General features: G+C 72.6%; 6 protein-coding genes. 3 read left to right on the top strand and 3 right to left on the bottom strand.

The features are described from left to right. Nucleotides 1-138: 138 nt before the first annotated feature. Nucleotides 139-459, top strand: coding sequence for an L-rhamnose mutarotase (locus tag ACIRG6_RS25325; RefSeq protein WP_318216016.1), 321 nt, complete (start codon nucleotides 139-141; stop codon nucleotides 457-459). Between the two features lie 80 nt (nucleotides 460-539). Next, nucleotides 540-1568: a LacI family DNA-binding transcriptional regulator gene (locus ACIRG6_RS25320; RefSeq protein WP_365023826.1), complete on the top strand. Its 1029-nt coding sequence runs from the start codon at nucleotides 540-542 to the stop codon at nucleotides 1566-1568. A gap of 66 nt (nucleotides 1569-1634) precedes the next feature. Here ACIRG6_RS25320 and ACIRG6_RS25315 read toward each other — a convergent pair whose 3' ends face one another. From ACIRG6_RS25315 to ACIRG6_RS25305, 3 genes are all read right to left on the bottom strand, one after another. Next, complete coding sequence (locus ACIRG6_RS25315) at nucleotides 1635-4901, bottom strand: family 78 glycoside hydrolase catalytic domain (RefSeq protein ID WP_403324641.1); 3267 nt, start codon at nucleotides 4899-4901, stop codon at nucleotides 1635-1637. A 43-nt stretch (nucleotides 4902-4944) separates the two neighbouring features. After that, complete coding sequence (locus ACIRG6_RS25310; RefSeq protein ID WP_403324640.1) at nucleotides 4945-8352, bottom strand: glycosylhydrolase-like jelly roll fold domain-containing protein; 3408 nt, start codon at nucleotides 8350-8352, stop codon at nucleotides 4945-4947. Nucleotides 8353-8486: 134 nt separating this feature from the next. Continuing rightward, nucleotides 8487-11075, bottom strand: a complete 2589-nt coding sequence (locus ACIRG6_RS25305) for a glycoside hydrolase family 127 protein (RefSeq protein WP_403324651.1) — start codon at nucleotides 11073-11075, stop codon at nucleotides 8487-8489. Between the two features lie 366 nt (nucleotides 11076-11441). Between ACIRG6_RS25305 and ACIRG6_RS25300 the strand changes: the two genes are divergently transcribed. Further along, a complete protein-coding gene (locus ACIRG6_RS25300) occupies nucleotides 11442-14510 on the top strand; it encodes a glycosyl hydrolase (RefSeq protein ID WP_403324639.1) in 3069 nt (1022 codons plus the stop codon). Nucleotides 14511-14566 lie beyond the last annotated feature (56 nt).

The raw sequence follows: 14566 nt of genomic DNA, 5'->3' as shown, positions 1-14566 counted from the left end.
GTGCCGCGGGGCTCCCCCACCTTGTTCCAAACCCCCACCACCCCCATGACCTAATGTTTAGCGTAACCTACTCCGGTGCCGCCCGGGGGGGGGCCCGGGGGGGGCGGGGGCCCCCACCGTCGGCAGCAAGGTGATCCGATGCAACGCGTCTGTTTTCTGTTGAAGGTCCGCTCCGAGAGGGCCGCCGAGTACCGTGAGCGCCACCGGGAGGTGTGGGCGGACATGCGTGCCGCCCTCACCGAGGCCGGGTGGCGCAACTACTCCCTCTTCCTGCGGGAGGACGGCCTGCTCGTCGGCTATCTGGAGACCGACGATTTCGAGGCGGCCCGCGCGGCCATGGACGCGACCGAGGTGAACGCCCGCTGGCAGGCGGAGATGGCGGAGTTCTTCGAGGAACTCGACGGGCAGGCGCCCGATGCCGCCATGCGCCCTCTCACCGAGGTCTTCCACCTGGCGTGAGCCGGCGTCCCGGCTTCGCAGGACGAACGCTTCCCCGCACCGGTTCGACGGCGGGGAGAGAACAGCAGGAGACAACACACATGACGCACTCCACGCCGGTGGTCGGCATCAAGGACGTGGCACGGGAGGCGGGTGTCTCCGTCGGCACGGTGTCCAATGTGCTCAACCAGCCCAGCCGCGTCTCGCAGCGGACGCGGCGTCATGTGGAGCAGGTGATCGCGCGTCTGGGTTATGTGCGCAGCGAGTCCGCCCGGCAGCTGCGGGCGGGCCGCAGCCGTGTCATGGCGGTGCTCGTCCTCGACATGGGCAACCCGTTCTTCGTCGACCTGGCGCAGGGAGCGGAGCGCACGGCCCGGGACGCGGGCCTCGCCGTCACGCTGTGCAACAGCGCGCAGAGCGCGCGGAAGGAGGCCGAGTATCTCGACCTCTTCGCCGAACAGCGGGTCCGCGGGGTGCTGGTCACGCCCGCCGACCCCAGTGGGCGGAGTCTGGGTGACTTCCGCCGGCACGGCATCCCCTACGTGCTCGTGGACCGGGTGGCGGGGGACGAGGAGGGCTGCTCCGTCTCGGTCGACGACATCGCCGGCGGCGCCATGGCGGTCCGGCATCTCACGGGTGCCGGGCACCGCTCCCTCGCCTTCGTCAGCGGGCCACCCCATCTGAAGCAGGTGCAGGACCGCAGGACGGGGGCCCTGAACGCCGTCGGCGAGGCCGGTCTGCCCCCCACCGCGTTGCAGGAACTCCCCACCGAGCGCCTCGACGTGGCCGCCGGCCGGGACGCGGGGGCCAGGCTGCTGGGTCTGGCGGCGCGGCCCACCGCGGTGTTCTGCGCCAACGACCTGCTGGCCCTCGGCGTACTCCAGTTCCTGTACACGGCCGGCGTGAAGGTCCCGGACGACATGGCCATCGTCGGGTACGACGACATCGAGTTCGCCGCCGCGGCGACCGTCCCGTTGACGTCCGTCCGGCAGCCCGCCCGAGCCATGGGCGCGATGGCGGCGGACCTGCTTCTCCAGGAGGCCGGTGACCGGGCGGACGAGCACCGGCACCAGCACGTGGTGCTCCAGCCCGAGCTCGTCGTCCGCGGTTCCAGCCTGCCCACCCGCTGACACCGTGGGCCGCACGCGCACAGCCCGACGGCGGTGGCGTCGCACGACGCCACCGCCGTCGGTGGTTCAGGAGCCGCCGGCCGCGTACACCGACGTGAACGTCCAGTCGCCCGAGCCGACCTCGTACACGGCCTCGCCCCGCTCGGTCCGCAGCGGCTTCGCTCCGTCCGGGGCGGCGACGCGTCCCCCGGTGAACGGCACATGGACCTCGGCGGTGCTGCCGGCGGGCACGCTCAGCCGCAGCCGGTAGCGGTCGCCGTCGCGCTTCCAGTCGGTGCTCACGGTGCCGTACGGCGTGCGGTAGGAGCCGGACGCGGAGGTGAGGTCGCCGACGACGGCCGGATCGATCAGCAGCTCGCGGTAGCCGATGGAACCGGGGACCTGTTCGATGCCGGCGACCCGGTCGGTGAACCAGGCGTCGATGGCGCCGAGCATGAAGTGGTTCTGGGACTGGCCGGGGCCGCCGTCCCAGGACTCGCCGAGCGTGGTGTTGCCGTGCAGGACCTGGTAGCCGTAGCTCGGGCTGGTGGTCTGCGTGGCGATCTTGTGGATGACGTCGTCACGGCCTGCCGCGGAGAGCACGCGGAAGGCGGCCGGCAGGGAGATCTCGCCCAGCACCAGGTGGTGGCCGGCCCGTTCCACGCCGGTGACGAAGTGGTCGAGCAGCCGCTCGCGTTCGCCGTCCGGGACGGCGCCCATGTCCAGCGCGAGCGCCTCGGCGCCGTGGCCGCCGCCGCCGAAGGTGCCGGTCGCCCGGTCGTAGTACTTGGCGGTCAGGGCCTCGGCGCCGGCGTCGGCCTTGGCACGGTAGGACGCCGCGCCGTCCTCGTCGCCGAGGACGGCGGCGATACGGCTCAGGGCGTCGACGACCCGCCAGTAGCCGTAGGTGCCGGCGACGGCGCGCGGGAACGTCCGGTCGGGGGTGAACCAGTCGCCGAGGCCGTAGTCGAGGATGCCGTCCTTCACCTGCTGCTCCAGGAACGCCGCGTACCGCTGCATCTGCGGGTAGTACGTGGTGAGCGTGTCCCGGTCGCCGTAGGTGGTGTAGAGCTGCCAGGGCACGAGGACGAAGGCGCCGCCCCAGTTGGCGTCGTTGCGGTAGCCGCCCGGCAGGTTCGTGTACTCGGGGACGGTGCTCGGGATCAGGCCGTCCTCGGTCTGCGCGTCGGACATGTCGCGCACGAGCTTGCGGAAGTACGCCTCCATGTCGTAGTTGCCGGTGAGGACGGGGAAGAGCAGCTGGTTCTGCTCGAGCCAGCCGAGCTTCTCGCGGCTCGGGCAGTCGGTGAGGACGCTCATCATGTTGCCCTCGATCGACCGGCGGATGATCGAGTGGATGCCGTTGACGAGCTGGTTCGAGCTGGTGAAGTCGCCCGAGGAGGCATTGTCGGTGTGCAGGACCTTGCCGCGCACGGTGACGGTCGCGTTCTCGGGCAGGCCCTTGAGTTCCAGGTAGCGGAAGCCGTGGTAGCTGAACCTGGGGTGCCAGGTCTCCGAGCCGTCGCCGCCGGTGGTGTAGGTGTCCCACAGCGGGCCGCCGACGTTGCTGATGGACTGGAAGGCATGGCCGTCCTTGAGGCTCTCCGCGGGCAGGATGCGGATGTCGGTGCCGGCCGGGGCGGTCACGGTGATCTCCGGCCAGCCGGCGATGTTGCGGCCAAGGTCGAAGATCCGGCTGCCCTCGGCCGCGCCCTCGACCTCCTTGCCCGTGAGCGTCTCGATCACGCGGACGGGTTCGGTCTCGCGGGCGCTCAGGACGGCGGGGCCGGTGGCCGTGCCGGGGCCGGACACGGTGGCCGCCGCCTTCCAGGCGCCGCGGTCCTGGCCGGGCTTGTTCCAGTCCGGGATCGCGCGGCGGGCGTCGTAGTCCTCGCCGCCGTACCAGTTGGAGGAGGTGGTGGCGCCGAGGGTGGTGCGCCAGTCGCTGCCGCTGGCGATGCGGCGCACGGTGCCGTCGGCGAGCGTGATCTCCAGCTGGGCGACGAGCTTCGGGTCGCTCAGGTTGCCGTACAGCTTGCGGTAGCGGTCGGCGGTGCTGACGACGTTGGCTATGCCGTTGCCCAGCTCGATGCCGATGGTGTTGCGGCCGGAGCGCAGCCGGTCGGTGACGTCGTAGGTGGCGTACTGGACGCGCTCGGCGTAGTCGGTGTTGGCGGGTTCGAGGACGGCGTCGCCGACCGGCTCGCCGTTGATGCTCGTGTCGTGGATGCCCAGGCCGGAGACGTACAGCCGTGCGCTGCGCACGCTCTTCGGCAGGGTGAAGTCCTTGGTGAACAGCGGCAGTCCGGCGGGCAGGTACGGCGTGGGCGGCCGCTGTCCGGTGACCCGCGCGGCCTCGGTGAACGGGCCGGTGGGCGCGTCGCCGGTGGAGACGGTGTAGTCGACGGGGAAGTTCGGCACCCGGCCGTCGTCGGTGAGGACGTCGGCGCGCGGGTACAGGGCGATCTGGTCGAAGGTCTTGGCCGACTTGAGGTCCAGGGTGAGCACGACCGGCGCGTCGGAGACGTCGGGGCCGGTGTGCGGCGGGCTGGAGTAGCCGGCGGCCGTCTGCAGGGCGCTGTTGGGCAGTCCGTCCACGGCGAGGGCGGGTTCCCAGGTTTTGCGGACGGTGTCGGTCTCCGACGCCGTCACGGCGGCGCCCTTGGCGAGGCCGGTGGTCGCGTTCCCGGAGTCGCGTACGTCGATCTCGCCGAGCTGGAGGCGCCAGGTCCGCGCGGGGAAGTCGTCGGCGAGCGGCAGTCCGAGCCGGGTGACGTCGAGGCGGACGTAACGGGCCGTGGTGCGCGGCAGGTCGACGACGACGGGCTCGACGGTGCGCTTGCTCAGCTGCCAGTCCGGGTGGGTGATCCAGTCCGCGTCCCAGTCCTGCTGCTGCGTCAGGCCCGTCTCGAACACGGAGGGTTCGCTCCACCCGGAGTCGCGGCCGGTGTCGGCGGACCAGAGCATGACCCGCCAGTAGACGCGGCTGCGGGAGCCGAGTTCCTTGCCGGCGTAGGTGGTCTGCGGGACGCCGGAGCGGACCTTGCCGGAGTCCCACAGGTCGGGTCTGCCCTGCTTCAGTCTGCTCAGTGAGCCGGCCGCCTGCACCCGGTACGCGGACTGCACGACGCCCGTGGCCCGGCTGGTGATGTTCCAGCTCAGGTAGGGCGTGGTGTCGTCGATGCCCAGGGCCTGCGCGAGGTGCTGGGTGCGCAGTCCGGCGGGCGCGATGCGGGCGGGGGGCCCGGCGTCGGCGTTGACGGCCGTGGGCAGCACGGTGACCAGTGCGGTGAGGCCGGAGGCGACGAGGAGGGCGGGGCGGCGGTGGGCGCGCCGGGTGAGCGCTCTGCTCATGGGGTGCTCCTTGCGGGTGCGGGGCGGGGCGGACGCTGCCGGGTCAGACACGGTTCAGGACGGCCGTGACGCGGCGGTACGGCCGCAGGGTCACGGGACCGAGCAGGCCCGACGGCAGTGGCTTCTTGCGTTCGTTGGAGAGGGTGTTGGACACGCGGACACTGAGGGTGTTGCGGCCGGTGCGCAGGACGTCGGTGACGTCGGCGGTGTAAGGACTCCACAGCAGCGGCGGCAGCTCGGTGCCGTTGACGGTCACCGCGGCGACTTCGCGGACCGTGCCCAGGTCGAGGCGGAAGCTGCGTCCGTCGAGGGTGTTCCGGTCCAGGTCGAGGGTGATGGTGTAGGTGCCGCTGCCGGAGAACAGCGGGTCGAGGTCGGTCCAGCTGCCCAGGGGGCGGGTGACGGGCGTGGCGCCGTCCTTCTCCAGGGTCAGCGTCCAGTCGCCGCCCAGGTCCACGGCGTGCAGCGGGTCGGTGACCTCGGCGGTGCCGCGGTAGGTGTGCCGGCCGTCGGTGCCCGCCAGGGGGTACCTGCCGGGCGCGTCGGCGACGGCGGTGACGTGCAGCGTGTCCTTCCGCGCGGTGACGCCCTCCACGGGCAGGGCCGTTTCGGTGAGGTGGGGGCCGGGGCGGGTGGCGGCGCGGACGACGATCGCGAGGGTCTCGTAGGGGCGCAGGCGCAGCGGTACCCGCAGGCCGTCCCTTCCCCGGTCGCGGCGGTACACGGGCGCGGGCCGGGCGATGCCGGTGGCGGGGTCCCACAGCTCCGGGACGCCGGTGGCCGGGAGTGCGGCGACCGTCTCGACGGCCTGTCCGCTCTCGTTGTTGACGAGGAACGCGATGTCCTTGCCGCGGGTGGTGCGCAGGACACGGACCGCTTCGGCGGCCGGTTCGAGCACGGCGGCGGCGACGCCGGCAGCGTGCGCGGCCTCCCGCAGGCCGGTCACGTCGGCGACGCGTACGGCCGTCCCGGCGCCGGTGCGGCGGCTGCCGGGCAGCTGCTCGCCGAACAGCGCGGACAGCGCGCGTTCCAGGCCGCGGTCGCCGCCGTGCGCCTCGTCCGCGGGCAGTTCGCCGACGGCGACGACGGTGCCGCCGCCGCGCACGAAGGCCGTGAGTGTCTTCACGGCGGCGGCGTCGAGCGTCGGGGTCAGCGGCAGGACGGCCAGGTCGTAGCGGGCCGCGCCGACGGTGAGCCGGCCGCCGCGGGTGGTGGCGTGGGCGAGGAGTCCCCGGTCGCCGCTCAGCGCTCCCTCGTGCACGAGGTCGAAGTCGACCTGGGCGGCCTCCAGGGCGTACGCGGCGTCGCCGAGGGCGCTGTCGACGGCGCCCTGCCGGTCGGTGCCGCGCCACTGCTCGGCCGCCCGCTGCGGCTGGATGAGCGCGGTCCGTGCGGCGGACGTGCCGCGGGCGACCTCCATCACGCGGCCGATCCAGTCGGCGAGCGGCTCCATGGCCCACCACCAGGGGGCGCGCGGGCCGAACGGCGGGGGGAAGTACACCCGGGTCTCGTCGGTCCACAGCGCGTGCAGCACGGTGAGGTTGATGCCGCGGGTGGCGTTCGCGCCCACGAGGGCGCGGGCGAAGTCGGGTGCGACCTGCCAGCCCATGTTGCCGAAGGCCTCCAGCAGGGCGCGTTCGCGGCCCATCTGGTGGGCGACGCTGACCGGGTTGCGCGGGATCGTCGTGGGCTCGCCGGCCACGTACTCGGCGGTGATGATGTCGCCGCCGGGGATCTGCGCCCACTGGTGGACCTTGTGCAGGTCGCCGGTGGACGCGATGCGCTTGGAAGGTGAGGTCTCGTCGTACAGCGGGTTGGTGATGAGGGCGACGTTCCGCTTCTCGTACCAGCGGGACTGCTTCTCGAAGTACACGGCGAAACGGTCGGAGACGGCCTGCCAGTAGCGTCCGCGGGCGATGCGGCCGTCGCGGCCGAGGTCGTCGAAGGCCGAGGCGTACGCGGTGCCCGGTTCGACGCCGACGGCGCGCAGCGCGTCCTGCAGCGTCGGCGACCAGGGCAGGCGCTTGAAGTGGGCCTCGGCGGAGGCGAAGTAGGGTTCGTCGTCCCAGAAGCCCGGCATGACGTTGCCGAAGTAGCGGCCGAAGCGGCGGTGGTACTCCCCCGGGACCATGTCGAGGAACAGGTCGACGGGTTCGTCGTCGAGCAGGTCGACGTAGCTGCGGCTGTAGCCCTGGCTGTCGTCGATGAGGGGGCTGCCGCCGAAGACGTCGATCTGCCAGCGTCCTGCGGGGACCTTCCAGGTGCGTCCGGCCGTCAGGTCCGCGGTCAGTTCCACGACGCGCTCCGTGCCGGTGGCACCGACGGGGCGGGCGACGGCGGCGACGGGCGCGGCGGTGCCCCCGGGCCGCGGGCGGGCCGGGAAGTCGCCGGCGGCGGCCGGGTCGTCGTAGGTCTGCTCGTACAGGGTGGTGCCGTCGGACGCGGTGACGGTCAGGCTCTCCCACAGGGCGCGCTGCCCGTCGACGGCCCGCACGCCCACGCTGCCGGTGGTGCGGGCGGTGTCGGTGACGGTGCCCTTGTCCTTGCCGTCGAGGGTGACGGCGACGGTGTCCCCGCGGACGGTGACCACGAGCGTGTGGAACTTGGTCTTGTTGAAGCCGTCGGTGCGGCTGCTGCGCGCGAGCTCCTTCGGCGCCGCACCCTCGGCCAGGCGCAGGACGGTGACGACGCCGCTCTGGTCGAACTCCACGGCGTAGCCGTCGGTTCCGCTCGCCGAGGCGCGGACGACGAGCCCGGCGGCGCCGTGCTCGGCCTTGGCGCTGCCGGTGACGGTGCAGTCGGTCCAGTCCGCGCCCGCGCTCAGCACGGCGGCTCCGCCGAGGACGTCGGCGTCGGCGACCAGGCGGCCGGTGTCGACGCCCACCCCGGTGGTGGCGGTGAGCTCGGCGGAGGCGGGCCCCTCGACGACGGTGGTGGACCGCCACAGTGCCTTGAGCCTCAGGTCCGGCCGGGGTGCGTAGGTGCGGGAGCCGACGGTGCCGCCCGTGACGATGTACTCGCCGGCCCGGCCGCTCGGGAAGTGGTCGTCGTTGAACAGCCAGACCCGCATGCCGGTGCGCTCGGCGACCCGCAGGACGTGGCCGACGATCGCGAACCAGTCCTCGGTGAAGAACACCGGCTGCATCTCGGCGTTGTCGAAGGGGAAGAGGATGACCTCGAACATGCCCTTGTCGCGGAGGTCGGCCATCTGGGTCTCGACCAGTTCGGGGGTGACGGGCCCGTTCCAGTACCAGTAGACCGTCGGCCGGCTGTCCCGGCGCGGGTCGGCGAAGTCCTCCGGGGCGTAACCGGATGTGCGGGCGGCTCCGGCGGTCGCCGGCTGCGCGGCGTGGGCGGTGGCGGCGGCACCGGGCAGGCCGGCGGCGAACGCGGCTCCTGCCGCTCCGGCGGCCACGACGAACCGGCGTCTGGTCAGGTCGGATTCGGACATCGGGAACTCCATCGTTCGGGGGGGGATGTCGGGGTGGGTGCGGCCGTGCCGTGCGGCACCGGGCACGTGGGTGCCCGGGCCGTCGGGCCCGGGCAGGCGTGGGTGTGCGGTGGTCCGCGCGGGCCCGGGCGCCGTCAGCCGGTGGCGAGTGCGGCCACTTCGGCGGCCGTCAGGGCACGGTTGCGCAGGCGGAAGTCGGCGATCGCGCCGTGCAGGTACGGATGCGTGGAGTTCTGCGAACGGCCCAGGTAGTTGCGGGTGCTCGCGCCGAGCAGCAGCGGGCTGGTGACCATGGCGGCGTTGCGGCCGGCCTCGGCTCCGTCGACGTACAGGATGCCGGTGCCGCCCGCCAGGGTGAGGGCCACGTGGATCCACCGGCCCTGCGGCAGGGGTCCGGCAGCGTCGATCACGTCCTCGCCCTCCATGCCGGAGATCTTCAGCGCGGCGCGGGCCCGGCCGGCGCCGGTGCGGGGCGTGAGGTACAGGTAGGTGCTCTTGTGGTAGCCGAGGTCGAAGACGCGTGCCGAGTTGGCGAGCGAGTCGATGCGGACGCGCACGGCGACCGTCAGTTCGGTCAGTCCGGCGGGGAGCCCCTCGGGGAGCGTGACGTGACCGTCCGTACCGTCCAGGAGCACCGCGGTGCGCGTGCCGTCCGTGGTCCATTCGGCGCCGCCGGTCAGTGCCGCGCGGGGGAAGGTGCCGGTGCTGTCGGCGGCCGTGGTGCCGCTGCCCTCGTCGAGCCGGTAGCGGGCGATGTCCCGTTCGCGGCCCTGGCGGGGGGTGACGGCCCAGTAGACGGTGTAGTTCTGGTGGTGCACCTTGTAGAAGGGCCGCAGCGGCACCTCACGGCCGTCGGCCACGGCGGTGAACTCCAGCGGGACGCCCGCCACCGGCCGCAGGGACTCGGTCCGGATGTCGGGGATGGTCGCGAGGGCGGTCGCTCCGTAGGCGCCGGCGAGCACGACGGGACCGTAGGACAGCGACCGCACCTGCTGGTTGTCGGGGGCCGGCCGCCAGACCGGCTCGCGCGGGAAGGTCAGTTCCACCGTGTCGCCGCGTCGCCAGTGGCGCTCGATCGTGACGTACCGGCCCGGGCGGATCGGTGCCCCGAGCGCGTGCCCGTTGAGCCGTACCGCGGCCCGGCCGCCGCTGTCGGCGAGCCAGGCGGGGACCCGGACCTTCAGGGTGAAGCGCGCGTCACCGCCGGTGACGGTGAGCCGGGTGCGGTCGGTCTCCGGATGACCGGTGTCCTGACGCAGCGTCAGGCCCGTGTCCCGCCAGGTCACCTCGGAGGGGATGAACAGGTTCACGTACAGCGTCCGGTCCGGTCCGGCGGAGCGGAAGTAGATGCTGTCGGCGAACTTGGTGTGGGTCTCCATGCCCGTGCCGTGGTCGCAGGAGAAGTTGTCGTAGTCGCTGCTGTAGCTGCCCGGCGCGGCACCGAGCCCGCCCTTGGGCTGCCGCCGCGAACCGGCCCACAGGCCCGTGTAGTAGGTGACGAAGCCGTGCTCGGAGTCGGGGTCCTGCTCGCCGAGCATCTGGTTGTAGAGGGTCCACTCGTAGTGGTCCATGTACGCGGTGGTCGTGGGGTCGTGCAGGAAGAGCTGCCTGCCGAGCTTGAGCATGTTGTAGCTGTTGCAGTTCTCGCAGGTGTCCTCGGACAGCCGGCTGACGATCTCGCCGGGCGGGCCGAAGAACTCCTGGTTCGAGTTGCCGCCGATGGCGTACGAGTGGTGCCGGACGACCGTCTCCCAGAAGTGGGTCGCGATGTCCAGGTAGCGCCGCTCCCCCGTCGCCCGGTAACTCCGCGCCGCCCCGACGATCTTGGGGATCTCGGTGTTGGCGTGCCGCCCCGCGAGTTCGTCACGGCCCGCGGCCAGCGGCTCGTACAGCTCCTCGTGGTCGAAGCGCCGCGCGGTCCGCAGGTGCGCGGGATCGCCGGTCTCCAGGTACAGGTTCGTCAGCACCTCGTTCATGCCGCCGAACTCGACCCGGAGCAGGGACTGCATGCGGTCGCGGGGCAGGGGCGCCGTGCGGGAGTCCACCCAGGCCGCCATGCCCGTCAGCACGGTCATGGCCTGCTCGTTGCCGCTGAGCCGGTACTGGTCGAGGAGCCCGGCCATGATCTTGTGCAGCGTGTAATAGGGGGCCCAGGGCTTGCCCCCGGCTTCGAGCTGGTCGAAGACGTCCTCCGGGAAGGCGGAGAGGTAGCCCGGGCGGTAGCCGGCGGCGGGCGCGTGCGCCTGGCACTCGGCGAGCGCCGCCACCAGGTGGCGGGCCTTCTCGGCGTAGGCGTCGTCGCCCGTGTTGGCGTGCGCCTGGGCGAGGGCGGACAGCAGGTGGCCGGTGCTGTGGCCGCGCAGCAGGACGCCCGGGGCCTCCCAGCCACCGCACGGCTCGGCGGTCGACGGCAGTCGCACGTTCAGCCGGAACGTGTGCAGCAGCCGGTCCGGGTCGACGTACAGCAAGTAGGCGCAGGTACGCCGCATGTTGGCGAGGAAGGGGCTCTCCAGGAGCCGGACCGCGGACAGCGGAAACGGGTCCAGCGCCGGCCGGACGGCCTCCGCGGCCGGTCCGGCGCCGGCGGCGGCCGGCGAACCGGTGCCCGGGACGACGGCGGATGCCTCGGCGGCCGTGGCGGGCAGCGCGGCCACCGCGGTGGCGGCGGCCGTGACGGTCAGGACACGGCGACGGGTGGGGCTGGGCACATCAGGGCTGGGCACATGGGGTCGCGCGGACAAGCCGGGCTCCTTCGGGGAGGGACGAACCACTCGGTGACGGGCCGATGCGTGCACGGGACGGCGGGAGGCGACGCCCCTGGGCAGTCGGCTCCGCACGTGCGTTGAAACGTTTTTGTCAGCCGAACGGCAAAGTAGGCGGAGCCTTGGGGGGAGTCAAGGGTTACGACAGTCCCGCCGGGGCCCGCACCTGCGCGCCACCGACCCCCACTCTCACGGTACTTGCTGGTAATAGGCCCTGTCGGCGGCACGGTCGGACCCTCGGACGATCCACCTCCACCGAACCCTTGCGGCCGCACATCGGGCTGCGTATGTTCCAGCCAGACAATTAAAACGTTCAAACGAGGCGCGATGAGACACACACCTGGGCAGGAAGACACCTTCGAGCACGACAGCCTTCGGCGGCGGGCTCTGCTCAAGATGACGGCGGCGGCCGGGGCCGCGGCGGCCCTGTCGGCGGGCACGGCCTCGGCCGCCGCCGCGGCGGGCGAACCGACGACAGGGGGCGAACCGACGACGGCGGGCGCCACGACGGCCAAGCCCGGCGGCGCGTTCGCCCGTTCGTTCTCCTCCCCCGCGGCTCCGGTGCGTCCCAAGTTCCGCTGGTGGTGGCCGGACGCGCTGGTCGACGCGGACGAGATCAGGCGGGAGATCGACCGGATCGCCGACGCCGGATTCGGCGGCGTGGAGATCGCGGCAGTCACCCACAGCGTTTCCCAGCCGATCGACCCGTCCCGCTACGGCTGGGGGACGCCCGCCTGGGCCGACGCGGTCGAGACGGCCCTGGGTCAGGCGAAGAAGCGCGGCATCCTCGTGGACCTCACCCTCGGCCCCGCCTGGCCGGCCGCCGTTCCCGGCATCACCCCCGACGGCAACTCCGCGATCAAGGAGCTGGCGCACGGCGTCGCCGTCGTCCCCGGGGGAACCGCCTTCGCGGGCCCGCTGCCCGAGCCGGTGACCGCCCCCGACCCCGCCGCGACGGCCCGGAAGGTGCGGTCCGTGCAGGCCGTCCGTGTCGTCCCGGGCACCTCGCCCACCGCCTTCCCCACCCGGCTGGAGAAGGGCTCGGTCACCGATCTCGCCTCCCGCGTCGAGGACGGGCGGCTGGAGTGGACCGCGCCCGGCGACGGGACCTGGCTCGTCATCGCCTGTTACGAACGCGGCTCCGGCCAGCGCCCCGAGGGCCCGGCGCACACCACCCCGCTCAGTTACGTCGTCGACCACTTCAGCGAGGCCGGGACGCGGGCCGTCATCGACTTCTGGGAGAGCCGCATCCTCACCCCGCGCATGCGCAGGCTGCTGCGGGAGACCGGGGGCGCGCTGTTCGAGGACTCCCTCGAGATCGAGACGCACGCGACGCTGTGGACGCCCGGCATCATGGCCGAGTTCGAACGCCGCATGGGCTACTCGCTCGCCCCGTATCTGCCCGCACTCCTGCAGACGAAGGAGAAGTACGCCTTCGCGTTCGACGACGCCACCAACAAGGCCGTCCGCCGCGACTACATGGAAGTGGTCACCGAGCTGTACGTCGAGAACCACCTGCTCCCGGTGCAGAAGTGGGCGCACGGCCTCGGCCTGCAACTGCGCGTCCAGCCGTACGGTCTGCAGACCGACGCGATGTACAAGGCCGCGCTGCTGGACGTGCCCGAGGGCGAGTCGCTCGGGTTCAAGAACCTCGACGACTTCCGCTGCCTGGCCGGCGGCCGGGACATGGGCGGCAGGCTGGTGCTGTCCAACGAGGCGGGCGGCACGGCGGGCGGCGCCTACGCGACCACCTGGGACGCCACCCTCCGCAAGCTCGTCACCCAGTACGCGGCCGGGGTGAACCAGGCCGTGTTCCACGGCTTCGCGTACGCCGACGCCCCCGGTGCGACGTGGCCCGGCTTCGCGGCCTTCTCGCCGTACAACGGCGGCTCCGGCTACGGCGAGGCCTGGGGCCCCCGCCAGCCCACGTGGCGTCATGTGCCCGATGTCGCCGGGTATCTGAGCCGGATCCAGCAGGTCCTGCAGACCGGCGTCAACAAGGCCGACATCGGCGTGCTGTGGCAGAAGGGCTACGCCGGTTCCGGGCTCGGCGCGTCCTGGTTCAGCGCCGACGGCGTCCCGGCCGGCTGGACGCACCTCTTCCTCAGCCCGCGTCTGCTCTCGCTGCCCGGCGCCGTGGTGCGCGACGGCCGGTTCGCCCCCGACGGCCCCGCCTTCAAGGCGCTGCTCGTCGACGGCGACGTCATGATCAATCGCGAGCACACGCTGCAACTGGACGTCGCCGAGAAGCTCGTCGGCTACGCCAGGAAGGGCCTTCCGGTCATCGTCATCGGGGACTGGAAGGACGGGCACGTGCCCGGGCTGCCGAAGACGGGGGACAACGAGCGCCTGCTGGAGCTGATCGCCGAACTGCTGGCGCAGCCGAGCGTCTCCAACGTGCCCGACCGCCCCGACGTGCCGCAGGGCATCGCCGCGCTCGGCCTGAAGCGCGACGTCGAGTACGCGCAGTCCTCGATGCTGCTGCACGCCCACCGGGCCGACACGGAGGCCGACTACTACTTCTTCGCCAACGACTCGGTCAGCAAGAAGGGTTCGACCGGCACGCCCATCAGTCACGACGTCACGCTCACCCTGCGCAGGCCGGACGCCGTCCCCTACGTCCTGGACGCCTGGACCGGCACGATCGAACCGCTCGCCACCTACACCCGGCTCGGCGACGGGCGCCTCCGGCTGCGCATCACCCTGGAACCGGGGGCCACCACGATCATCGCGACGGCCCGTCCCGGCAAGTGGATCCCCGGCCCCGCGCCCCGCTGGAACGCGACGTCCAGCGAGGCGGCCGAGGTCCGTCGCGCCGAGGGCGGCCGGCTGGAGATCCGCGACACGCGTCCGGGCACCTACACCACCGTGCTGCAGAGCGGGGCCACCGTCAGCGCGACCATCGAGGAGGTCGCTGAGCCGATGGCGCTCACCCGCTGGACCCTGACGGCCGAGGACTGGACGCCGGGCGCCACCGCGTCGAGCACCACCAGGACCCTGCGCACCGTCGAGCTCGACGGACTCAGGCCCTGGCCCGAGATCCCGGAGCTGGCCGATGCGTCGGGCGTGGGCCGGTACCGCACCACGGTGAAGCTGGGGGCCGCCTGGACCGGTGGTCACGGTGCCCGGCTGGAACTGGGCGAGGTGTTCGACACCTACCGGGTCACGGTGAACGGACGCGCCCTGCCGCCCGCCGACCAGCTGACGCCGGTGGTGGACGTGGGCCCGTACCTGCGTCGCGGGACCAACACCATCGAGGTGGAGGTCGCCACCTCCCTGCTCAACCGCCTGCGGGTCGCCAACGCGCAGGTGTTCGGGGTCGCCAAGAGGCAGAACTACGGTCTCGTCGGCCCGGTGCGGCTCGTTCCGTACGGCAGGGCGGTCGTCGGGGCGTGACGCACACGCCGCGCGGGGCGAGGCGTCGCGCAGGCGGTGGCCGGTGGCTCAGGACG

This window comes from Streptomyces flaveolus (genome assembly GCF_044765825.1).
Classification (GTDB): Bacteria; Actinomycetota; Actinomycetes; order Streptomycetales; family Streptomycetaceae; genus Streptomyces; species Streptomyces flaveolus.
Note: the sequence above shows the minus strand (reverse complement) of the source record. Positions and strands in the feature narration are given on the sequence as shown.